This window comes from Thalassospira sp. GB04J01 (assembly GCF_000751115.1).
Taxonomy (GTDB): domain Bacteria; phylum Pseudomonadota; class Alphaproteobacteria; order Rhodospirillales; family Thalassospiraceae; genus Thalassospira; species Thalassospira lucentensis.
This window is the reverse complement of sequence record NZ_CCDX020000015.1, coordinates 88712-111943: the sequence shown is the minus strand read 5'-3', so window position 1 is coordinate 111943 and position 23232 is coordinate 88712. Positions and strand designations below refer to the sequence as shown.

At 52.2% G+C, this 23232-nt stretch carries 22 protein-coding genes; 10 read left to right on the top strand and 12 right to left on the bottom strand.

The features are described 5' to 3' along the window. Positions 1-277 precede the first annotated feature (277 nt). On the top strand, positions 278-1978 hold the full coding sequence (locus tag AMM48_RS16255; protein WP_102784902.1) for a cache domain-containing protein: 1701 nt from the start codon (positions 278-280) through the stop codon (positions 1976-1978). A 94-nt stretch (positions 1979-2072) separates the two neighbouring features. Here AMM48_RS16255 and AMM48_RS16250 read toward each other — a convergent pair whose 3' ends face one another. The 7 genes from AMM48_RS16250 to AMM48_RS16220 form a co-directional block, all read right to left on the bottom strand. Then, positions 2073-2645: a YceI family protein gene (locus AMM48_RS16250; RefSeq protein WP_102784901.1), complete on the bottom strand. Its 573-nt coding sequence runs from the start codon at positions 2643-2645 to the stop codon at positions 2073-2075. A gap of 2 nt (positions 2646-2647) precedes the next feature. After that, positions 2648-3199 carry a cytochrome b gene (locus AMM48_RS16245; protein ID WP_102784900.1) on the bottom strand — a complete coding sequence of 184 codons (552 nt, stop codon included), beginning with the start codon at positions 3197-3199 and terminating at the stop codon, positions 2648-2650. A gap of 71 nt (positions 3200-3270) precedes the next feature. Continuing rightward, positions 3271-3864, bottom strand: a complete 594-nt coding sequence (locus tag AMM48_RS16240; RefSeq protein WP_102784899.1) for a YceI family protein — start codon at positions 3862-3864, stop codon at positions 3271-3273. A gap of 447 nt (positions 3865-4311) precedes the next feature. Further along, complete coding sequence (locus AMM48_RS16235) at positions 4312-4761, bottom strand: DUF2155 domain-containing protein (protein WP_102784898.1); 450 nt, start codon at positions 4759-4761, stop codon at positions 4312-4314. Positions 4762-4769: 8 nt separating this feature from the next. Continuing rightward, positions 4770-5075, bottom strand: a complete 306-nt coding sequence (locus AMM48_RS16230) for a hypothetical protein (protein WP_347876286.1) — start codon at positions 5073-5075, stop codon at positions 4770-4772. 181 nt (positions 5076-5256) lie between these two features. Beyond that, the gene (mlaD, locus tag AMM48_RS16225) at positions 5257-5709 is read right to left on the bottom strand and encodes an outer membrane lipid asymmetry maintenance protein MlaD (protein WP_102784897.1); all 453 of its coding nucleotides are present in this window, start codon (positions 5707-5709) and stop codon (positions 5257-5259) included. 137 nt (positions 5710-5846) lie between these two features. Beyond that, entirely contained in the window at positions 5847-6209 is a 363-nt protein-coding gene (locus AMM48_RS16220; RefSeq protein ID WP_102784896.1) for an NADH:ubiquinone oxidoreductase subunit NDUFA12, read from the bottom strand. 1015 nt (positions 6210-7224) lie between these two features. On the opposite strand from AMM48_RS16220, the gene AMM48_RS16215 reads away from it, so the two are divergent. The 8 genes from AMM48_RS16215 to AMM48_RS16180 all read left to right on the top strand — a co-directional run bounded on the left by AMM48_RS16215 (position 7225) and on the right by AMM48_RS16180 (position 16182). Beyond that, positions 7225-10935, top strand: a complete 3711-nt coding sequence (locus AMM48_RS16215) for a vitamin B12-dependent ribonucleotide reductase (protein ID WP_022730439.1) — start codon at positions 7225-7227, stop codon at positions 10933-10935. 96 nt (positions 10936-11031) lie between these two features. Further along, positions 11032-11598, top strand: a complete 567-nt coding sequence (locus AMM48_RS16210) for an isochorismatase family protein (RefSeq protein WP_102784895.1) — start codon at positions 11032-11034, stop codon at positions 11596-11598. 181 nt (positions 11599-11779) lie between these two features. Further along, entirely contained in the window at positions 11780-13627 is a 1848-nt protein-coding gene (locus tag AMM48_RS16205; protein ID WP_102784894.1) for an autotransporter outer membrane beta-barrel domain-containing protein, read from the top strand. Positions 13628-13777: 150 nt separating this feature from the next. Beyond that, a complete protein-coding gene (locus AMM48_RS16200) occupies positions 13778-13987 on the top strand; it encodes a DUF3185 family protein (protein ID WP_102784893.1) in 210 nt (69 codons plus the stop codon). A 176-nt stretch (positions 13988-14163) separates the two neighbouring features. After that, the gene (locus AMM48_RS16195; protein ID WP_102784892.1) at positions 14164-14400 is read left to right on the top strand and encodes a type II toxin-antitoxin system Phd/YefM family antitoxin; all 237 of its coding nucleotides are present in this window, start codon (positions 14164-14166) and stop codon (positions 14398-14400) included. Then, complete coding sequence (locus tag AMM48_RS16190; RefSeq protein ID WP_102784891.1) at positions 14397-14786, top strand: type II toxin-antitoxin system death-on-curing family toxin; 390 nt, start codon at positions 14397-14399, stop codon at positions 14784-14786. The genes AMM48_RS16195 and AMM48_RS16190 overlap by 4 nt, the downstream gene beginning before the upstream one ends. Positions 14787-14882: 96 nt before the next feature. Then, entirely contained in the window at positions 14883-15707 is an 825-nt protein-coding gene (locus AMM48_RS16185; protein ID WP_102784890.1) for a class III extradiol ring-cleavage dioxygenase, read from the top strand. A 52-nt stretch (positions 15708-15759) separates the two neighbouring features. Beyond that, positions 15760-16182 carry a secondary thiamine-phosphate synthase enzyme YjbQ gene (locus AMM48_RS16180; protein ID WP_181951584.1) on the top strand — a complete coding sequence of 141 codons (423 nt, stop codon included), beginning with the start codon at positions 15760-15762 and terminating at the stop codon, positions 16180-16182. 61 nt (positions 16183-16243) lie between these two features. Here the strand turns inward: AMM48_RS16180 and AMM48_RS16175 are convergent, their stop codons facing one another. From AMM48_RS16175 to AMM48_RS16160, 4 genes are all read right to left on the bottom strand, one after another. Continuing rightward, positions 16244-17764: an SIR2 family protein gene (locus AMM48_RS16175; protein ID WP_102784889.1), complete on the bottom strand. Its 1521-nt coding sequence runs from the start codon at positions 17762-17764 to the stop codon at positions 16244-16246. A 207-nt stretch (positions 17765-17971) separates the two neighbouring features. Next, on the bottom strand, positions 17972-18592 hold the full coding sequence (locus AMM48_RS16170) for a TetR/AcrR family transcriptional regulator (protein ID WP_102784888.1): 621 nt from the start codon (positions 18590-18592) through the stop codon (positions 17972-17974). Between the two features lie 79 nt (positions 18593-18671). Further along, positions 18672-20348: a phosphoethanolamine--lipid A transferase gene (locus AMM48_RS16165; RefSeq protein WP_279627499.1), complete on the bottom strand. Its 1677-nt coding sequence runs from the start codon at positions 20346-20348 to the stop codon at positions 18672-18674. A gap of 317 nt (positions 20349-20665) precedes the next feature. Further along, on the bottom strand, positions 20666-21565 hold the full coding sequence (locus tag AMM48_RS16160; protein ID WP_102784886.1) for a DMT family transporter: 900 nt from the start codon (positions 21563-21565) through the stop codon (positions 20666-20668). A 251-nt stretch (positions 21566-21816) separates the two neighbouring features. Between AMM48_RS16160 and AMM48_RS16155 the strand changes: the two genes are divergently transcribed. Then, a complete protein-coding gene (locus tag AMM48_RS16155) occupies positions 21817-22284 on the top strand; it encodes a RidA family protein (protein ID WP_102784885.1) in 468 nt (155 codons plus the stop codon). A gap of 45 nt (positions 22285-22329) precedes the next feature. Here the strand turns inward: AMM48_RS16155 and AMM48_RS16150 are convergent, their stop codons facing one another. Next, entirely contained in the window at positions 22330-23037 is a 708-nt protein-coding gene (locus tag AMM48_RS16150; protein WP_102784884.1) for a FadR/GntR family transcriptional regulator, read from the bottom strand. Positions 23038-23232: the final 195 nt, after the last annotated feature.

The following is a 23232-nucleotide window of genomic DNA, read 5'->3' as shown; positions in this document are numbered from 1 at the left end:
ACTAAAAACAAAAAAGCACCTGTCATATCCGACAGGTGTTTTTTCATTAGGGCGTTTGCACGGCAAGGCTGCCCAAGCAAGAGCACGGCACAGAGCCTGTCGCCATAACAGTCACCAGCATAATCATTCAAAAAATATGATATCGCTTGACTTAGATCATACTATACGTTTGCGTGTAATTATAAACTAAAGTTTATACAAATCTATCATTGCCACCTCCTTTGAATAGATCCCGGCATTTGCTAGCAGGCAAAACAGTCAAGTACAGGAATACACCATGCTTCAGAACATCCGCATTGGTAAGAAAGTTGCAAGTCTCTCGATTCTATCCGTGATCGCCCTTCTGACGATTTCTACTCTGCAGTTGGTAGCTCTGCGCGATGGCATGATAGAGGATCGCAAGGACAAGATAGAATCGACGACCGACATGCTCATCACGGCAGCACAATCTTATCAACAGCAGGTTGATGATGGTACGCTTGGCCAGGAAGAAGCCATCACCGAATTCTACCGCATGGCGGCGTCGTCAAAATTTGACGAAGGCACCGGCTATTTCTTTGCCTATGACTCAAAAGGCATTGCCCAGATGCATGCAGCCAACGCAGCCTTGGTGGGCAAAGATCTCAGCCAGCTTAAGGATCCAACCGGCAAATTCATTATCCGCGAAATGCTTGAAGTTGCAGAAAACCCGCGCGGAGGCTTCTTTACATATATGTGGCCCAAACCGGGCCAACAGAAAGACGCCCTGTTTGAGAAACTCTCCTACGCCAATACACTGCCTTGGGGGCACACCATCGGCACCGGTATTTATATTGACGATGTCGATGCAGCATTCTTCGATCAGGCCGTTACGTCGCTTGTAATAATTTCTATCGTTGTTGTTATCCTGACCCTTTTGTCGCTTACAATCGGGCGCAACATTACGGTTGGCTTGGGCAAACTTTCATCCCGTATGACCCAGATCGCAACCGGACAGCTTGAAGGCGAAATCGAAGGTCAGGACCGTGGGGATGAGGTCGGTGACATGGCCCGAACTGTTGTCTCCTTCCGCCAGCAAGCTCTTGAAAACCAAGAACTCCAAACCCGCCAGAAGAAAATGGAAGTCGAGGCTGACAAACAACGCCGTGACGACATCACCAACATGGCAAACTCCCTTGAACAACGGGTCAAGGGCCTGATCCGGTCGATCTCTGCTTCCATTACCGAAATGAAGCAGGCCACCGCAAACATGCAAGAAGCCAGCAACACCAACAGCGAACTTTCCGCCGCAGTTGCCTCGGCCACCAACGAAACATCGACCAATGTACAAACCGTCTCGGCCGCGACCGAAGAACTCACCGCATCAAGTGACGAAATTGCCCATCAGATCGCCCAATCGGCCGACATTGCCAATCAGGCAAATGATCAGGCAACCCGCACCAATGAAACCGTGACCGGCCTTGCCGATGCGGCACAGAAAATTGGTGACGTGGCAAAACTGATCGGCGACATTGCCGAACAGACCAACCTTCTGGCACTCAACGCCACGATTGAGGCCGCGCGTGCCGGTGATGCCGGCAAAGGCTTTGCCGTGGTCGCATCTGAGGTCAAAAACCTCGCCAACCAAACCGCCAAGGCGACCGAGGAAATCAATCAGCAAATTCTCTCGGTGCAAAATGAAACTGGCGAAGCAGTTGAAGCCATCCGCCTGATTTCCGAAACCATCGCCAAAGTCGCCGACAGTTCAACCGCGATTGCGGCTGCGGTCGAAGAACAGCACGCCGCGATTGGCGAAATTTCGCGCAATGTCCAACAGGCCGCTGACGGCACCAGCGAAGTCTCCCAACGGATCGAAACCGTCAATGAAAATGCCGGGCGCGTGTCATCTGGCACCACGCAGATTGCCCAATCGGCTGAAAAGCTGGTTGACGAAGCCCGCGCACTGGACGATGCGGTCGAAAAATTCCTGGCCGATCTGCGCGAAAGTGCCGTGAAGTAAACCAGGAATCCATTAAACCGGTCCCATATGACAAAAGGCAGCCATCACATTGATGGCTGCCTTTTGCATTTATTGACGATCATGCGGTGGTTGATCAGCCGCGTGTTGCCTCAAGATCAATACGGATGGTCACCTCGTCGCCGATCTGGCTGGTGTCGCTCCACTCACCCTGTCCGACGCCAAAATCGCTCCGCTTGATCACGACCGTCCCTTCGGCATCGGCATCGTTCCCGTCAATCTCAAGACGGAACGGCAAAACCACTTCGCGCGTGACATCCCGGATCGTCAGATCGGCCACGGTTTCATACTGGTTCGGGCCAATTTCGCGAAAGGATTTGGTTTCAAACCGTGCCGTCGGCCATTGCTCCACGTCGAACCAGTCCGCTGTCAACATCTGGGTGTCCCGTTCCGGATTGCCGGAATCGGCTGATGCAATGTCGATCACCACCACCACTTTCGATCCGGCAAGGTCGTCGGGCGAAAAGACGATATCGGCATTGAAACTTTCAAACTCGCCCTCGAACGATGCGCCAAGCTGCTTGCCGGTAAATTCAATGTCGCCATCATCGGGCGTCGCTGTCCATGTATCGGCAATTGCCGGAAACGATAATGTCAGGGCCGGAACAATCACCGCAGCCCGCACCAGTTTGCCAAGTCCTGTGTCCATGATTATTTTCCTTTCACCATCGGCAACATCCGCCGCAACGTCACATCGCGATTGATGACGTGATGTTTGAGGGCCGCAGCAACATGCAACCCGACAAGCCCGACAATACCCCAGGACAGCGCCCAGTGAACCGTGCGCAGCGTTTCAAACAACGCCGGATCGGGCGCAACCATATCTGGCAGCGTAAACAGGCCAAACACACTGACCGAAAAATTCGCCGCCGACGACATTAACCAGCCAGTCAACGGCATGACGATCAATACACCATAAAGAGCAAGATGCGCCAATTTTGCAACCGCTATTTCCCAGCGATTCCGGCTAACCGGCATCGGTGTTTGTTCCGAAATCCGCCAAATAATGCGCATGATCGCCAGAAACAGGATCAGGATACCGATTGATTTATGACGGGATATCCATGCGAGCTTCTCAAGCCCCAACGGCAAAAGATCCATATACCAGCCAATCGCGAACATCAGCACAATCAGGATCGCCATCACCCAGTGAAAGCCCTTGGTCACCGGGCCAAAACCCGTTTGCGTACTGCGAAGCGCCATGAATGGTCACCTTCCCGTTAACACCGTCAAACCGGCGGGGTACCCTGTACCGCCGCCGGCTTTTCCGATGATTATTTCTGCTTCATGAATTCGGACGAAATCTGCAAGGTCACATCGTCGCTAACCGCCGGCACAAGATAGGTCATGCCATAATCCGAACGGGTCACCGTGCCCTTGGCCGCAAAACCAAGAATATGATCGCCGGTCATCGGATGGTCGCCTTCGCCGGTAAGGGTGACGTCAAGAACAAGCGGCTTGCTCTGGCCAAGAATCGTAAGGTCACCGGTGATTTTCGCACCATTTTCACCAACTAGTTCAATCGCGCTGCTTTTGAACGTTGCGGTCGGATGGTTTTCAACATCAAAGAAATCGGCGGTTTTCATGTGGTTATCAAGACCTTCGAAACCGCTATCGATCTGGGTCAGGTCGATATTGATTTCTGCCGACGACGCCGCAAGATTGTCACGGTCAATCGTCAATTCGCCCGATGCGCCGCCAAAACGGCCCTGATAGTTGGAAAAGCCAAGATGGTTGACGATGAAGATCACGCTGGTATGCGACGGATCAAGTTTATAGCTCTCGGCCGCCTGTGCGGAAAAAGCCGCCCCCGACAAACCCGCTGCGATGGTCAGGGCCAAGCCCGCCTTTTTAACCAAATTAAACATTGTCTTTTCCCTCATGTGAATGGGCGGCACAACATACTGCACCGCGAATTAAGTGGGTGCACAGTGACAGCCTCGCGCGTGGCCCTCAAGCCAGTGCAGCGGCAACATTCTTATTCGATTTTGGAAACAATAAAAGATATCCCAGCCTTATTTCTGCCAGATTGCGAACGGTCATATGTAACCATGTGACGCTATTCCAGATCATAATTCCGGACAGAAAATACACTTACCCCATTGTTTCTAAATGTGTTTTGGCGTGGACACTCCGTCCTCTATCAACAAATGCCCAATGTTTTTCAGTCTCGCGCATCTATGGTTTCGCCGCTGGGCATCTCTGGCGGTCCACAAACACGATACAATCGGCCCAAATGACACCACTCCCGATGCCATGTCCGCATCAGGGGTCCTGTCGTTCAAACGCATAAAATGCGGGGGATTTTAGGGGGACTAGTTGCCGTCGGGTGCCGGTTGAGCCTGCGGAGTTTGGTTCGCATCTTCCGGGTTAAGGCATTCTTTCAGCCAGACGTCATAAACCGGATGCTCAAGCCCGGACAATCCGGGACTGGATGCAAACATCCAGCCGGAAAACAGCTCGTCGCGGCTTTCGCGGCCATCTTCATGCACGTCACTGATTTTCAAGAATCCGGCACTTTCAGGAAGCTCTTCGGGCGGCGTGCGATAGCAGGCATCAACCGTAATCTGCAAGGTGCCAAATTTTGCCATCTGCCCGACCGGCACATCAAATGTCGAAATACGCGCCGTGATTTTATCAAGCCCCTGAATCTGGGCAACCGGGGCGGGGCGATAATCAAGTGCCGCAGTGGCAACTGTGATGGTGGCGGCTCCGATCAGTGCACATGTCGAAAAAACGGCGGCAATCGCAAAAGATCGTTTCATCGTGTTATTCAGTCCTGTTTATCGCTTTGGTCACTTTGAACATTGGCATCGCGCGCATCATTGCCGTTGGCAGTGTCCGGCGCGCTGTCGGGTCCATAAGGATTGTGCATTTCGGCCACCAGATCGCGCATCACGGCGCGAAACTGTTCTTCGTCACAGCCCATCAAAAGCGCATCTTCAAGCGCATCCTGCATGATTTCGCGCAACTCGCCGAAATTGTCATTCAAAACCTTGATCTTTTCCACGCACGACAATGGCGACCCATCCGGGGCCTGCCATGTTGGAAAATGCTGCAACGCGTCGGTCTTCTTCATCAACCGCTCCGATGATTTTGACGTGGACCCTTCAGATAGAATCCTCAGATGGGCCAATAGACCCAAATCCGCAATTCCTGACCTGAAAAATCCAAATCACAACCTTGCTGGAAAAACCGGCAAAATAATGGCCGCCAGCACCCTTGCGACCCTTGCGACAGAAACACCTGCGACGGCGACGTTATTTGTCGCTGCTGGTCGATGAATAAATCACCTGACCAATCAGGTCTTCAAGGTTGACCGATCCTTGGGTGTATTCGATTTCACCACCGGCTTCGATCATGTCAATGTCCCCGCCCGGTTCAAGGGCAACGAACTTGCCACCAAGCAACCCGTCAGACGCAATTTTTGCCGAACTATCAAGTGGCAGGGACAAGTCCGCGCGCACCGACATTTTAACAACCGCCATAAAGCTCTCAGGATTAAGGTCCTGCGCGGTTACCGTCCCGACCTTCACACCCGAAATACGCACATCATTGCCGACACTCAACCCGTCAATCCGGCTAAAGTTGGCCGAGATTTCATACCCTTCCACCGTCCCGATTCCGGCACGTGAATAGGAGTACGCTGCAAATCCAACGGCAACGGCAATTACCGCAGCACCCGCAAGGCTTTCGACCAGTCTATTGCTCATAGGCCCTATCCGTTATGTATCTCTTTGATACGTATATTGTCTTGCGTCCGCACAAATTACAACCGCGCAAAACGCTCATAAAACACAAACGGGCGCGAGTTTCCCCGCGCCCGCCTGAAAAAACAGTTTCTGGCCGATCAGCCTTCCGGCGACCAGGCCTGATAATCACCGGTTGCCTTGGCGCGCTGACCACCCTGATATTCATGACCTGCCGGGCGATAGGCATGCTTGGTCCCGGTCAGGTTCGGCAGATGTTCTTTCTGCCAGTCATAACGATCCTCGGCCTTGTCTGACAGCGGCGCATCAACAGTGTAATGCAGCCAGGCATGCCATTCAGCCGGAACCTTGGACCCTTCGACAATACCTTTATAGACCACCCAACGCCGGGTGCGACGGCCTTTGGCCGTTTTCTTTTCGGTATAATAGATATTGCCGAAACGGTCTTCGCCAACGCGCTTGCCAAACAGCGCAGTATGAATACGGGTGCCGACGGTGGCCATGTTGGGTCTCTCTCCAGATCTGGTTTGTCCGCCAAACGCGGCGCACGACACATACGCGGGGTGCCCTGCGATCAACAAGGCTCTTATATGTCGTGATGTTCGGGCAAAGTCAATGTTTCAGGCAGGCAACACAACCTCATCACACCGCCTCATAACGGCAGCTCAACCCAAACCGGAAACACCATCCGCCCGCGCTGACATTTATCGGTTCATGGCCAAGTCAGCTCATATCGCGTTTTTCAACCGATTTGACGCCGCAAAATGCCCGTAATCTGGGCCGATCAGCACGGGAACCAATGTCACTATGCGTTGACGGCAAACAACCCACAACTGCTTGTGGGGCGACGACTCATTGATCTGCATATGGTGTGGGGCTTTGTCCACCTGCTTATCCACAATATATCGTGCCCCTCCCCCGACATATCACTCGGGATACGACCAGATTTTTCACCGTAACAAAACAAACACTTTCATAGATATATCAACATGTTATATGTCGAAATCAGGAAGACATTTACCGCAAACCAATAAGTTTTCAGCTTCGCACTGGAAATGCACCGCAATCAGGGTTAGTTTGCTTCAGCTTGTGGCGGATCATCTCGTCTCGCCACTACATGTAGTCCGAGTCTTTCGACCGACACACAAAGCAGCTGCCACCAAAAGCGCAGTTTTCCGGGCCTCCCGGCCTGATTCAGAGATTGTTAACGAGAATCCCCCGAGCATCAAATCAGCGAGACGCCAACTGACCCACAACATGTTGTGATAAAAGTTGATGTCAACCACAAAGTTTAGTGGACTGAGGCCAGATTATGGCTTTATAGTTCCGCCCACGGACCGGATGGTTCCAAGGGGGGACCACACCACCAAATACAGAATTGCCGTTGATCCCGATAAGGTCAAAAAAAGGACCAAAGGGGCAGCGTTTAGCCATTGAGCAAACTATATAGAATCAGGCAATGCCGGCGCATGTCCAGAGTAGCGCTGCGTTCATGTCTGATCAAAACCGGAGCAGACCATGCGGATTACCAGAAAGTGCACACAGGAAGGCGTTAGCCCATACGCCGACATCGATTTTCGCAAATCGTCCTGCGTTATCAAAAACCCCGACGGGTCGGTTGTTTTTGAAATGAAAGACATCGACGTTCCGGCGACCTGGTCACAGGTCGCAAGTGACGTTCTGGCACAGAAATACTTCCGCAAGGCAGGTGTTCCGGTTGCCCTCAAACCGGTTAAAGAAAAAGACGTTCCAAGCTGGCTGTGGCGTCAGGCACCTGATGTCGCCAAGCTCGACAAAATGCCGACTGAAAAACGCTACATCAGCGAAACCAGCGCAACCCAGGTTTTTGACCGCCTTGCGGGCACCTGGACCTATTGGGGCTGGAAAGGCGGTTACTTTGACGCCGAAGACGATGCGCAGGCCTTCTTTGATGAAATGCGTTATCAGCTCTCCCACCAGATGGGTGCACCGAACTCTCCGCAGTGGTTCAACACCGGTCTGCATTGGGCTTATGGGATTGATGGCCCGGCGCAGGGTCACTCCTATGTTGATTTCAAAACCGGCGAACTGACCAAATCGGCCAGTGCCTATGAACATCCGCAGCCGCACGCCTGCTTCATTCAGTCTGTTTCCGATGACCTCGTCAACGAAGGCGGCATCATGGATCTCTGGACTCGTGAAGCCCGCCTGTTCAAATTTGGCTCAGGCACCGGTTCGAACTTCTCGAACGTGCGTGGCGGCGGCGAAAGCCTGTCGGGCGGCGGTCGTTCTTCGGGCCTGATGAGCTTCCTTAAAATCGGTGACCGTGCTGCTGGTGCGATCAAATCGGGTGGCACCACGCGCCGTGCGGCCAAAATGGTCGTGGTCAACATTGATCACCCCGATATCGAAGAATACATCGACTGGAAAGTCGTCGAAGAGCAGAAAGTTGCCGCCCTCGTTGCTGGTTCCAAACTGGCCGAGAAACACCTCACCGCCGTGCTTGCAGCCTGCAACAACTGGGATGGTGCGGCGGACTCCGAAGATCGTTTCGCCCCGCGTCAAAACCCGCAGCTCAAAGAAGCTGTGCTTTCTGCACGCGCTGTCATGATCCCGGATTCCTATATCAACAAGATCATCGAATTCGCCCGTCAGGGCTTCACCGAGATCAGCTTCAAAACCTATGACACCGATTGGGACTCCGAGGCTTACCTGACCGTTTCAGGTCAGAACTCGAACAACTCTGTTCGTGTTTCCAATGAATTCCTGCAGGCTGTTCTTGATAACGGCAACTGGGACCTGATCCGTCGTACCGATGGCAAAGTTTCCAAAACCATTGCCGCACGTGAATTGTGGGACAAAGTCGGCGAAGCCGCATGGGCCTGCGCTGATCCGGGGATCCAGTACGACAGCACGATCAACGAATGGCACACCTGCCCGAATTCGGGTCGCATCAATGCGTCCAACCCGTGCTCGGAATATATGTTCCTTGATGACACTGCCTGTAACCTTGCATCGCTCAACCTGATGAACTTCCGTTCAGATGACGGCGGCGTTGATATCGAGGCTTACGAACATGCGGTGCGTCTGTGGACCGTGGTTCTGGAAATCTCGGTTCTGATGGCACAATTCCCGTCTGACCGTATTGCCGAACTGTCCTATCGTTACCGTACCCTTGGTCTTGGCTATGCCAACATCGGCGGCCTGCTGATGAGCATGGGCATTTCATATGACAGCGACGAAGGCCGTGCGATTGGCGCGTCCCTGACCGCGATCATGTGTGGTATTTCCTATGCCACCTCCGCCGAAATGGCCGGTGAACAGGGTGCCTTCCCGGGATATGGCGACAACGCCAACGAAATGCTGCGCGTCATGCGCAACCATCGCCGTGCCGCTTATGGCGAACAGGACGGATACGAAGGCCTCGCCATCAATCCGGTTCCGCTGGTTGCTGCTGACAGCCCCTATGCCGATCTTCCGGTTGCCGCCCGTGCTGCATGGGACAAGGCGCTTGAGCTTGGCGAAAAGCATGGCTATCGCAACGCACAGACCACCGTTATTGCCCCGACCGGCACCATCGGTCTGGTCATGGATTGCGACACCACCGGGATCGAGCCGGACTTCGCACTGGTGAAGTTTAAAAAACTCGCCGGTGGCGGCTACTTCAAAATCATCAACCGCACCGTTCCGGTTGCTTTGGCAACGCTCGGCTATACCGAAAACCAGATCCGCGACATTGAAAAATACGCGGTTGGTCACGGCACCTTGGTCGGCTCACCCTCCATCACCCACGATGATCTCAAGGCCAAAGGCTTTGACGATGATGCCATTGCCAAGGTCGAAGGTGCGCTTAAAAACGCATTTGACGTCAAATTCGTATTTAACAAATACACCTTTGGCGATGACTTCTGCATCAATCAGCTTGGTCTCGATGCCAAGGCGATCAACAGCATGGACTTTGACATGCTCGCCGCCCTTGGCTTTGATCGCAAACAGATCGAACTGGCCAACACCTATGTCTGTGGTGCGATGACGCTCGAACAGGCCCCGCATCTGCGTGACGAAGACCTGTCGGTCTTTGATTGTGCAAATCCGTGTGGCCGTATCGGCAAACGTTATCTGTCGGCTGAAAGCCACATCCGCATGATGGCAGCAGCCCAGCCGTTCATCTCCGGTGCGATTTCCAAAACCATCAACATGCCAAGCAGCGCCAACATTCAGGATTGCAAAGACGCTTACATGCTGTCTTGGCGTCTTGGGGTGAAAGCAAACGCGCTGTATCGTGATGGCTCGAAACTCAGCCAGCCGCTCAGCTCCGCCCTGGTTGAAGAAGACGATTACGCTGATCAGCCAACCGCCACCAAGGCAACGGCAGCATCGCAGCAGATTGTCGAAAAAATCATCGAACGCGTCATCCGTGGCGACCGTCGTTCCCTTCCGGGCCGCCGCAAAGGTTACACCCAGAAGGCCACCGTTGGCGGTCACAAGGTTTACCTGCGTACCGGTGAATATGAAGACGGCAAACTCGGTGAAATCTTCATCGACATGCACAAGGAAGGTGCCGCCTTCCGCTCGTTGATGAACAACTTCGCGATTGCCGTTTCCATCGGCCTTCAGTATGGCGTACCGCTTGAGGAATATGTCGAAGCCTTCACCTTCACCCGCTTTGAGCCGTCGGGCATGGTGTCGGGCAACGATGCGATCAAGATGTCGACCTCGATCCTTGATTACATGTTCCGCGAACTGGCGATCTCCTATCTTGGTCGTAACGACCTCGCCCATGTTCAGCCGTCCGACATCCTCCCGGATGCGGTTGGCGAAGGTGTGGCCGAAGGCGATCTTGGCGAAGCCGCCAAGAAATCCGAAGATCAGGCGATTGAAACCATCCGTAAAGTCGCGTCTTCCGGCTTCGTGCGTCGCAACCTCTATGTTGTCGATGGCGGTGCCCAGACCGAAGAACGCGTGGTTGAAGTCAAATCAACCGGCACGGACGGTCATAGCCACAGCCACGAAACAACCGCAAGTGCGCCAACCACAACCGCCACACCATCAGCACCGCAAACCAACGCGATCCTGACGGCGGGCGAAGAAGTCTCGGCCAAGGTTGATGCCAAAATGGACCAGATCCGCGAAGCCCGCATGAAGGGCTACGAGGGTGATGGTTGCCCTGATTGCGGCAACTTTACCCTGGTCCGCAACGGCACCTGCCTTAAATGTGACTCTTGTGGTGCGACCACCGGTTGTTCCTAAGGGTCTAGACCCGAACGACGTCTGATTTAATCAGCAAACCGGCCGGGATCATCTCCCGGCCGGTTTTGTTTTTGGCCACCTACAAGGATTTTCCACATGCCCGTCTTTGGAAACGACACCGCCCTCATCGTCCTTGATGTGCAAAAGGCCATCGACGATCCGAAATGGGACAGCAAAAACAATCCGGGTTACATTGATGCCATCGCAAATCTGCTGGCAAAGTTTCGCGCCGCCAGCCTGCCCGTGATCCATGTCCGCCACGAAGAAGCCAACCCGGCCTCAACCTTTTACGCAAACGGCCCCGGCCAACCGTTCAAGGACGAAGCATTGCCGATTGACGGCGAAACCATCATCACCAAATCTGTTAATTGCGCCTTCATCGGCACCGACCTTGAACACCACCTGTGCAACCGGGGCATTAAACGCCTGATCTTTACCGGCGTTGTCATTCATAATTCGATGGATGTCTCGATCCGTGCTGCGCACTGTCTTGGCTTTGACTGCCACCTGCCGCTTGATGCGACCACCGCGATTGATGTGCTTGACGCCAACGGCAAACGGTTCGATGCGCAAACCGTGTTTGATCTTTATGCCGCTGTGCTGGCGTCAGAATATTGCAACCTTACCCAAAGTTCGGATGTAATTGCCGCCCTGCCCGCGTAACGATGACGCGGCCCAACAACCGCGTTCGCTATCCACTTTTGGTCAACCACTATCCACTTTTGGTCAAAAATCGACACAACTCCCCCCTTAAGGATAACCCTCACCGCGTAATGCCTTTAATACTCCTGCAACGGGACCGATCCGTCGGCACCGATCAAAAAGGATATGGGCATGGCGAACAATGTATAAGAACAGAAGCACCTTCAAACAGGAGCGATCTGATCATTCGCCCCTGATCGTTGGTAAGTCATTCTTGAAAAAAGGGCTCTATGCGCTGGCCCTGACGGGATTATCGCTGCCCTTTGCCAACGGCGCCCTCGCAATTAGCGCGGGTTGCAGTTTTTGGAACCTGACAACCACCAACAATGGCGTTCTGGGCAACGGTTCTTATAACGCGTGGGAGGTCGCCAAGATCACCTTCACACATCAAAGTGGCAATTCGCCAAACAACTATACCTTCACCTATACCGACAACAATAACGCCGCCAATTCACGGTCGGTCACGCCCGGCAGCACCATCATTGGCGACACTGTCACCCTCACCCTTCAAATCCCGGCCGACACAACAGATGGCCAGCTTTTCATAAAGGCCCTTGGCGCAACGTACAACTTCACGGGGACCTGCGTTGCCGGAACGGAACCGGTTGCCGCATCAACATCCTCAGCCAGCACCACATCCGCTGTGATCGCTGCCGTCTCGCGCTCCCAGACCACGGTTGTTCAACAAAATATCGCATCGCGCGTCTCATCCGTAACCCGTGCCGCCAACAATTCCAACACCAATAACGTACCGGGCCTTACCTCCTCAATACGCGAAACTGCCACCAATCGCACCAGCCTGACCGACATCACCGCCGATGATGATGATCGCAACACCGATAACATCACCGACCGCAACGATGCCCTGCGCCGCATGGCAATGATGGGCAGCTTTGACAGCTCCACAGGCCTTGGCATGCAAATGCTCGGCCTTGGCCCGACAGATCAGGGCGATGTGGGTGGTGCCAGCGGCATTGACGGACGTGCGGCCTTTGATACCGCCACCCCGTTTACGGTTTGGGGGCATGGCTCCTTTACCTCGGTTGATAACGACTATGTCAACGGCACCAATGACAGCCGCTATGACGGGGATGTCTGGGGCTATAATGTCGGGCTGGATTACCGTTTTGCCGATGCTCTGATTGCGGGCATCTCACTTGGCTATAATGATACCGATCTGACCACCGCCTTTAACAATGGCAGCTATCAGGAAACCGGTTGGGTCGCATCGCCCTATGTCATCTACCGCCCGATTGCCAATCTGACCATCACTGGCGAAGCCGGATATGGCATGGGCGACATTGATGTCACCCGCGATAACAATGCCGTATCGGGCACCACAGAATCAGACATATGGTATGCCGCACTCACCACCTCTTATCGGGTCCGCCCGATTGAAACCCTGCCAGTATCGCTGACCCCGTCTTTGGCCTTTTTGGCGGCACGCAAAACCGTGGATGCCTATGCCGAAAGCGACGGGACGAATAACGCCACAAGCCGCTCCAACACCCGGCAAATCAAACCGGCCATCGAAGCCGCCTATGATTTCACGCCCACCCAAAGCCTGATAATCTCACCGTTCATCGAAACCGGCCTGATCTATGATTTCACCGATGAAATCAACGATGACAAAACCGCGTTCAATATCGGGGGTGGTGTAAGGTTGTCCGATGCAGTGACCGGTCTCAATGCCGCCCTTGAAGGCACCTATCTTGCCGGGCGTGCCGATTACACCGAATACACCATCGGTGGCACCATCACCTATGGCTTTGCGCTTTCAGATGATCAGGGGCGTGAATTGGGCATCATCACACCGTTCTTCGCAAGCAATCTCAACGAATACGGCAATCAGCGTATGCGCACCGGATTTGGTTTTGAGACTGGACAACTGACCAGTCAGCTTGCACTCAGCCACATGATGTCGGTTGCCAATGATGATGACGACACCGACAGCAGTGCAGTTGAAATCACCATGTCTCTGCCATTCTGATTTTCAGCAAACCCAAAAGCATCCCCTGACCAGACAAGATGTTTTTCCTTTGCCTTGGAACAACCTTAATCAAGCCGCGTTATCGTTTCTGTTCAATATGTTCAAAAGCATTCTTTTAGAAACAAAACACACAAGACAGGAGCAAACATCATGTCCATGGGTCGTATTCTTGGCGTTGTCATTCTTGTGATCGGCGTTGCCCTTCTGGTGACCGGCTATAACGCATCGGAAAGTGCCGTTGACCAGATTTCCGAAACACTGGTTGGTCGCTACACCGATGAAACCATCTGGTATCTGATTGCCGGGATTGCTGGTGTTATCGGTGGCGTGCTGCTGATGCTGTTTGGCCGCAAACGCTAAAACGGCTTCTAATAACACACATATTTTCGTGCTACATGTTGACAGGGTTGGGCCATATCACAGGCCCGACCCTGTTTTCGTATCGCCGACTGATCGGCTCTAATGACCATTAAATTGGACATTATGGATATTGTAGATATTATAGCCATAACATCCAATTCAATCTGGAGCCAATCATGACGCGCGTTTCAGCAACAGAATTCAAAAACAACATTGGCACATTCAGTGATGTGGCAATGCAAGAGCCTGTCATCATCACCAGCCATCAGCGTGATCGCCTCGTTCTCATCTCTGCCGATGAATACCGCCGTTTAACCGATACCGCAGTAAACTTGACTGATGACCGTAAACGTCAAATCCGCGAACGAGCCGACTATCACCGCGAGACCATCATCGAACTGGCACAACGATGACCACACCCTTATGGGTCACGCGGACTGATGTCGATGCCGCACATGAAGCCATCATTGAAATTGGTGGTGGTTCTCATGGCTTACGCGATGCGCCTTTGCTTGAATCGGCACTCGCACGCCCACAAAATCTCTATGTCTATGGCGAAATTGATCTTTTCGTATTAGCCGCAAGCTATGCCGAGGGGATTGCACGCAATCATCCATTTATTGATGGCAATAAACGCACGGCCTTTCTGACCGCTGACCTATTCCTTGCAGACAATGGTCAACATTTAAACAAGGCGCACGGCCATGAATATGCACAATTAATGGAAAGCCTCAGTCAGGGCCTGACAACTCGTGACGATGCCGCACAACATTTTCGGGTCAATTGTCGCCCTCTCTGACAGCATCGGCAACAGACTGTTGACGAACCGCATCTGGTCATCGCCGTCCCTTCGGATCATATTGACATCAAATGATGTCATAGACCGAGGTGCCCGATGACCAACGCATCCCTATCCCCAAATACCGCTCAAAGCTTCGCACCGATCTTTATCTCGCATGGCTCCCCCATGCTGGTCGCGCGCCAAAGCACCCCGGCATTTGATTTCTTTGCCAAGGAACTCGATGCTCATTTTGACGCGGTGCGGGCCATCCTGATGGTTTCTGCCCATTGGCAAACCGACATTCCCACCATCTCGACCGCCAAAAGTCAGGAAACCATTCACGACTTTTATGGTTTTCCCCAGCCGCTTTATGATCTGCGCTATGACGTATCCGGTGCGCCCGCACTTGCCCGCGAAATCGCCGATCTGATCGGGGCCAAAACCGATGATGCGCGCGGTCTTGATCACGGGGCGTGGATGCCCATGATCCTTGCCCGCCCAACGGCCGATATTCCAGTGTTTCAGTTATCCATGCTCACCCACGGCAGCCCGGCGGATCATTACGAACTGGGCAAAAAGCTGCGCGGGTTGCGTGATTTAGGGGTTCTTGTGATCGGCAGTGGCGCAATGACCCATAATCTTCGCACGCTTGATCACGCCGAAGGCCCGATTGAGCCATGGGCACAGGACTTCACCAACTGGATGGTTGATAAGGTCAAAACCCACGATATCAACGCCCTGCTTGATTACCGTGCACAGGCACCGCACGCGATCAAGGCCCACCCCGAAGACGATCATCTGATGCCGTTTTACGTCGCCCTTGGCGCTGCCACGGACGGTTACACACCTGACCTGATCCATGACAGCTATGAATTTGGCAACCTTGCCATGACCGCCCTTCGCTTCTACGATCAGGACAACGCCAAAACCGCGGCCTGACCAGACGCCAAAACCAAAGTCCAGTCCGGCGGCGCAAACCGGACGGGATGCCATGCTGTCACAAGACCAAACCACCCTTGAAATTCGCACCAATGGTCAGGGCCTGATTGAAATCACCGATATGGTTCAATCCTGGATCGGGCAAACCGGCATCGCCACGGGTCAGGTGACGGTGTTTGTCCGCCATACCTCGGCCAGCCTGACGATACAGGAAAATGCCGATCCGGATGTGCGTCTTGATCTTGAAACGTTTTTTGCCCAACTGGTGCAGGAAAACCCAAGCCTCTATCGCCACACCTGCGAAGGGCCCGACGACATGCCCGCCCACATCAAATCAAGCCTGACCGATGTGTCGCTAACCATTCCGGTCGCTGATGGCTTTGCCATGCTGGGCACATGGCAGGGGATTTATCTGTTTGAGCATCGCCGCGCCACGCATCGGCGGAACGTCGTGCTGCATCTGATCGGCGAATAAGTAATGTGATAACCGTCTTATGAAAAACATCTACGGCACAAAAATTCAGAGTCACCAAAGATCAGCTACCATGCTTGGCAATATCACTAATAAACTGCGGTATCTCATCATAGGACTCATACCATATGATATTTACTCCGAGCTCCTTCATAAGCTCTTCATTTAACGTATGATGGCGTTCCAGAAATTTCTCCGCAGCATCTACGTTATTGATAGCTTTTGCACGTTCTCCATTTTTTACTTCAAAACAAAATTCATCAGAGGAAAGACGTTTCATAAATGAAAAATGCTTACTGTGCTCAATATTCTTTGAAGAAATGTCTAAAAGTCTACGTAAATTTGGATCAGTCATTGATAAACCGATCATAAGACAATTACTTTCTCGGAATGAATTTAATTGCACAAGGTTTGACCAATGGTAAGGTTCTGAATAAATTTGATGATACCCTTCCTCTGAGAACACAAGTGTAGAATTCTCAAGTCCATTATAATCCGCCTGCTCTTCGGGCAAAAACCCATGAACATGGTATAATGGAAGCTCATCCGGATCATATCTTTCATTATCTGTATATATTGACCGATGTAAGATATCATTATTCTTTAGCTGACGTTCTAATAGATCATCAAAATTATAAGTAACAACAGATTTAACCTTTGCTCCAGTCCTCCGAGGGAGACACATTGAAGCAATTGATTTAATCAAGTTAGATTCTACGGGAAAAGCCCCATCTCTTAACTTATAGAGATTTTTTGTTACAGCGGAGATGAAATCCTTTGATTCCCCCTCCCTTTTTGAAAGCCCTTTTCGTAAATATCGTGCAGCCATTAATGCGGATGGCTCATCGATATTGTTAAGTCTGGTAACAAGATCACTAATGTCTGAGTCATCAATGGCTATATCGTCGTCAAATTCCTGCGTGAGGTAGCTCACAAAAAGAGAGTTGAGGAGCGTATTCCAGTCTGGCATCCCAGCACTACTGGATACACCAGCTCCAAGAAATAAAGAAAACTGTCCTTTATCATAAAACGTTTTCAACTTGGAAATTATCTCATCTCTTTCCACCTTCCAGTCTTTGCTATCCTTATTCATCGCAGAATTTATTCGGAGTGAGAATAAATTCTGCGCAATCTTTTCTGAATAATTCTTATGTTTACTTGCTATTTTATTAAGGTCTTCCGGCCCCCACAACTCAACATTGAAAGGAACAGATCTAGATCCGAAGGAATTTATTATTTTGTGTTTAATTCTATCTGGAATTCTTTTGGCAGAAACTATGAGTAAATTCTGAAATCTCAATAGCTCGTAGGCTTCCAAGTATCGAGTAATCGTTTTATCTAGAAAACTAGATACTGATATACCTATTGTATTGAATTTAATCTCGAGAACGGTTGAACCTAAGAATTTATCGAACCCCTGTGGTGCCAGAGCGTCAATATCAAGCACTTTCGCATTAGATGCCTCAAATGTTTTGCCCTGCTTTTCGATGTGCCGACTCATTAAATTCATGACAAACGTTTCGAATGCGTAATAACTTCTAGGGCCTTGGTTATCGATACTCTCTACAATTTCATCAACTAACACTGACCTTCCCCCAAGCACCGGAACTGAAAAACAACTTATGTGGGCACAATGGCATTATGGGCGATTACATATGCAATAAACAAACAATTATTATTAAAGCCAATTTATCCGACAGCCGTTCTGAATTTATGTTTTTAACGCTTACCAGCGCCACGACATCGCTGGACAGCCTTTCTAAGCCTACCAAAACGAATGAATAACTTCGCCTCAACCCGCAAGAACCGGCTCACAGATCCAAAGCCCCGCCACCTGCGCCTCAAGCAATTCACGCAAGGTCGCGCACATGTCTTCGCAATCAAAACTTTGCAGGCTGATATGCTGATGAATGGTGAATAAAAACAGCGCCATGATCGTCTTGCGAATCACGTTTACCGGGATGTCGGGGTTAAGTTCCCCGTCAAGTTGCGCATCCTCAATCAGGGCTGTGATCGCACACAAAAGCCCGCTTCCCTGCATCATGTCCTGCACCGCCCCTTTGCGCGGCGTAAACACAACCTGCTGCAAGATTACCTGCCAAAGCCCCGGCTGAAAGGCAATCTGGGCAAAGCGGTAAGACGCAATATGCATCAGCTTGTCGACAAAGCACCAATCGGGCTCCATCGTATGAAGCCCCCGTTCAATCGCCTCGGCCAGATGCTCGCCAAGGCTGGCGACAACCAGTTCTTCCTTGCTCGGAAAATGGCTGAAAATGGTCCCCTCGGCGACCCCGGCCTGCGCGGCAATGGCGCGGGTGGAGGCCTTTTCAAAACCGAACTGGTTAAAACAGCTCCGCGCCGCCTCAAGAATTTTCTGGCGGGTTTCTGCGCGCTGCTTGATCCGGGAATTCATCGGCCACCTCGATTAAATGAGCAAACTCACTGAGCTCACTCAACTAACCGGGATCGCCCGCATCTGTCAAGGATCGATGTTACTGCACCTTTACACCAGCATCGACTTGCGGCTCTGCGCCCATATCTGTGCTGAGGTCCGCGCCCAGATCCACACGATAAATGCTGTCTTCACAACCGCCAAATATATCAAGCTTTGGCTGATAGACTTTGGTTTGAACCCGCATCACGCCCAGCACGGTGGAAAACAGATTGTCATGTGAAAAGCTGCCGGTTCGGGCTGCTGTATCAAGACAATCGGGTTGGATATTGCGCGACGCGGCAAATCCCGGTGACATCCATGTAAACATCGGCACATGGGTCTGCTCATCGGGGGCAAACACATAAGGCGCGCCATGCAGATACATGCCACTTTCCCCCAATGATTCCCCGTGGTCTGACACATACAGCAACACGGTATTGAACCGATCCTGATACCCCGCCAATTGCTTGATCAGTTTCGCAATCACAAAATCGGTATAGCGGATTGTATTGTCATAGGTATTGATCAGTTCTTCCTGCGTGCAATTCTCGATATCGCTGCGCTGGCAATCGGGCGTAAAGAACCGATGTTCATCAGGATACCGTTTGAAATAAGTCGGCCCGTGGCTGCCCATCACATGAAACGCCACCAACCGGTCGCCCGAAAGACGGGCAACTTCCTGATCGAGCCCCTCAAGCATCACCTCGTCAAGGCAACTGCTATTCGCGCAATAATCAGGGAAATCATCGGGGTTAATGTCAACATGGTTGGTGCGGTCACACACCCCCTTGCATCCCTCGTCATTTTCCTTCCACAGCACAGATACCCCTGCCTTGGCCAGAACATCCATCAGGCTTTCGCTATGACGCGCGACGTCACCATCGTAATTGTCATGCCCCATGGTCGAAAACATGCAGGGCACCGATACCGCCGTTGCCGTCCCGCACGACCGCACATTTTGAAAGGCAAGAACACCGGGAATTTTGCCGGTAAATGCCGATGTCGGCCGCCCATACCCATTGGCCTGTACACTTTGCGCCCGGGCTGTTTCCCCGATCACCAGAAACATCAATGTCGGCTTGCCATTGGCGACCTTAACAACCTGATGGGCATCATCGCCCACGGTGCGAAACGCCATCGACGATGAAATATACCGCCGTTTGGTATATTGAATGGCCCCGGTAAAGTAATTCACCGGCGAAACTTCCTTGCCCAGGACCTTGTGATTGCGCCCGACCGATGCGTAATCCTTGAAATAAAGCCCGGCAAGCCCACCCAAAAATACAAACGGGATCAACATCATCGCAACCCGCTGCACAACCCCACGCACAATCGTCGCTGGATAGCGGATCGGCATCAAAATCAGGATTACAACCGGCACAAGGCCGCTTACAACAAACCACAGGACCGACTGCATATTCAGATATGAAAATGCCTCGGTGGTGTTGGTTTCGACAATATTTTCAATCATGCTGCGGTCAAACACGATGCCGTATTTCACCATGGCATAATTTGAAAGTGCACCGGTGATCAGCAAAAGTGCAAAAAACGGCTTGAGCAGATATTTAAACGAAAATGGCGTGAAAAGAATAAGCGACCCAAACAGCAACACAAACGGCGCACTAATCGCAAAGCCAAGGTCATAATCAATAAGCCCGCCCAGAATACTGTAAAAATGCTCCAGCACTTTCCAGTTCAGGCCCAGCGCAAAATAAAGCGCCATCGCAACAATCACCCACCGGTAATCGATGCCAGCCCACCCTGACGATACTTTACCTTTATCTTGGGATGAGGACCTGAAGGGTAAACCGAATGGCACATTGGATCGGGACATGGATACTCGCAAAATCTGGCGGACGACATGCCCCGCGCGGACGTGGAGCAACCGGCTCATCGAACCGACCCCAAATCTTTATCGTCCCAACCTGACAGTAACCTGAACCCGCCCCACCAAACCAACCTGCCCGAAAAGCCAAAAGGCGGCGTCACATCTGACACCGCCTTTTGCATTGTTTCGATAAAGTCTGTTGTCTGGCTTGCCTGTGATGGCCCCTATTGGGCAGCCGTCGCGCGCAACCGCCGACCCGCCCGCATGCCCAAAATGCTATGCACAACAAGGGTCACAATCACCACGGCCCCACAGATCAATGTCGTGTTGCTTGGCACTTCATGGATCACCACCCACACCAGAAACGATCCAAGGATCGCTTCATTGAGCATAATAAGCCCGACTTCGGCGGCCGGAATTTTGCGCGCCCCTGCTGAAATAAACAGGAAAGATACCGGCAACACCCAAAAACCCAGCATCAAAAGCCACACCCAGTCAAGCCCATAGACCTCGGTCGGGTGCGCGCCGGGAACCATGGCAAGGGTCGACATACAGGCACCAAACAGCATCGCCTTGACCGCATCAATTTCCGCACGCGCGCCAAGGACATTGAAAAACCCTGCCATGCAGAAGGCCGCACATAGCGCCAAAAGGTCGCCAAGCGCATTCTCCCCGCCAAATCCAGCACCGACAATCCCAATCAGGGCGACGACGACCACCACCGATGCCACCCATGTGCGCATTGGCTGGGCGCGTTTAAACACAAACACCCCCATCAACCCGGCCAGAAGCGGGGTTGCCGAAATGATCACCAAGGTATTGGCCGCATCTGTATTGCGCACCGACAGGATGAAAAACGCACAAGTGCCGCCATAAAACATCCCGGTCAGAAGTTCGTACTTGCCCGGCAATACCGATGCAACGATGCTATCGCCGCGCCGTGCGCCCCGCCAAAGCGCGATCAACAACAGCGCCGTTGTCAAAAAGGCCAGCCGCCAGAATGTCGCTGTGATGTCGTCGGCCTTGATCAGACGGATCAACATCGCATCCGGCGAAATAATCAGAACCCCCAACAGGGCCAACCACCCGCCATGCAAATTATTCAACCGATCCCCAAATGACATGAATGCCGCCTTTTTTACGTGAGTGTTTTTGCCAGAACCGACATTCGGAACGCATAATATTCAGCATACAGTTGTGGAGGGCTTTGGCATCGATGGCAAATTCAAATTTCTCAATAATCTGAAAACCCTGCTCAGCCCTCCTCATCGGCCAAACACCGCACCGGACAAAAGAAACTGTTTTGTTCGCACGCCAAGATCGCTAAGTTTGCCGCAACATTCTTCGTCCCCACAGTAAAGAAGGACCCATCCTCATGGCTGGAAAAATTGACGCCCACCTTGCCGACCTTGGCATCACCCTACCCGCCGCCACCGCCCCGGTTGCCAATTACGTGCCCTATGTTATTGCGGGCAACCTTGTCCATATCTCGGGTCAGATCACCATGGAAAATGGCGAACTGAAGTTTGTCGGCAAACTCGGTAAGGATTATCAGGTCGAAGACGGCCAAAAAGCCGCCCGCCTCTGTGCGCTGAACTTGGTCGCACAGCTGAAATCCGCGATTGGTGATCTTGATAAAGTCACCCGCGTTGTCAAACTCAACGCCTTTGTCAATTCCGACCCGGCCTTCACCGATCAACCCAAAGTCGTCAATGGCGCGTCCGACACCATGGTCGAAATCTTTGGCGATGCTGGCAAACATGCCCGTTCTGCGGTTGGTGTTGCGTCCCTGCCGCTTGGTGTGGCAGTCGAAATCGACGGAATTTTCGAAGTCGCCAACTAAGACCATTTGCCACAGAACGTCAAAAAGCCGGGCATCTGCCCGGCTTTAGACGGCTGATACATAACGGCCGTAGCGTTCCTGACTATGCTCAAGATGGGTGCGCATCGCCGCCCGTGCGCCAGAAACATCGCCGTCAACGATCGCGCGATAGATATGTTCATGTTCCACCTGAACGGCCTTTAAAAAGGACAAGTCCTCAGGGATGTCCGGCGCAAGAACGTGAAGCTTGGAGTGCGGGATAATCTGTGCGCCGATATGTTCTTCGATCTGAAGGAAGTAGGGATTGTGTGACGCCCGCGCGATCGCAAGATGAAAATTGTAATCGGGCAGCACAAATTCCTTGGCATCAAGCGCATTTGCGGTCAGTTCATCGAACCTGCTCTTGAGTTCCTTAAGATCATTGTCATCACGGCGTGCCGCGGCAAATTCTGCGGCTTCCATTTCAATGGCCTTGCGGAACTCGATCATGTGCAAAACGGCTTTAAGATCAAGCGGATCAAATGGTTCTAGTCGCTTACCGGTCTGATTGGTCACAAATGCGCCAACGCCCTGACGGGTGATGAGAATACCATCCGCACGCAGCCCGGAAATTGCTTCGCGCACAACCGTCCGGCTGACCTCATATGTCTGCATCAGCTCGTTTTCCGACGGCAGCTTGTCACCAGGTGCAAACGTGCCGTTTGCAATCTGTTCGCGAAGTTCGGCGACAAGTTGCGCGGAAAGACTTTTTCTCGGTTCAAGTTTTGCAGTCATGCCCTGTTCTTTGTTGTTTGCGCCTGCATTCACGGAGAAGCTTTAGCTTATCATACGAGTATGGCGCAAGCCTCGTTCCATTGACCTGCCTGGAAATCGCGCCAACAACAATCGTCTTTTCCCAGCTTGTACGACAACATGATGTGTGATAGGAAAGTTTCAATAATAAAAACGAAAAATTCATTATCATTGGAG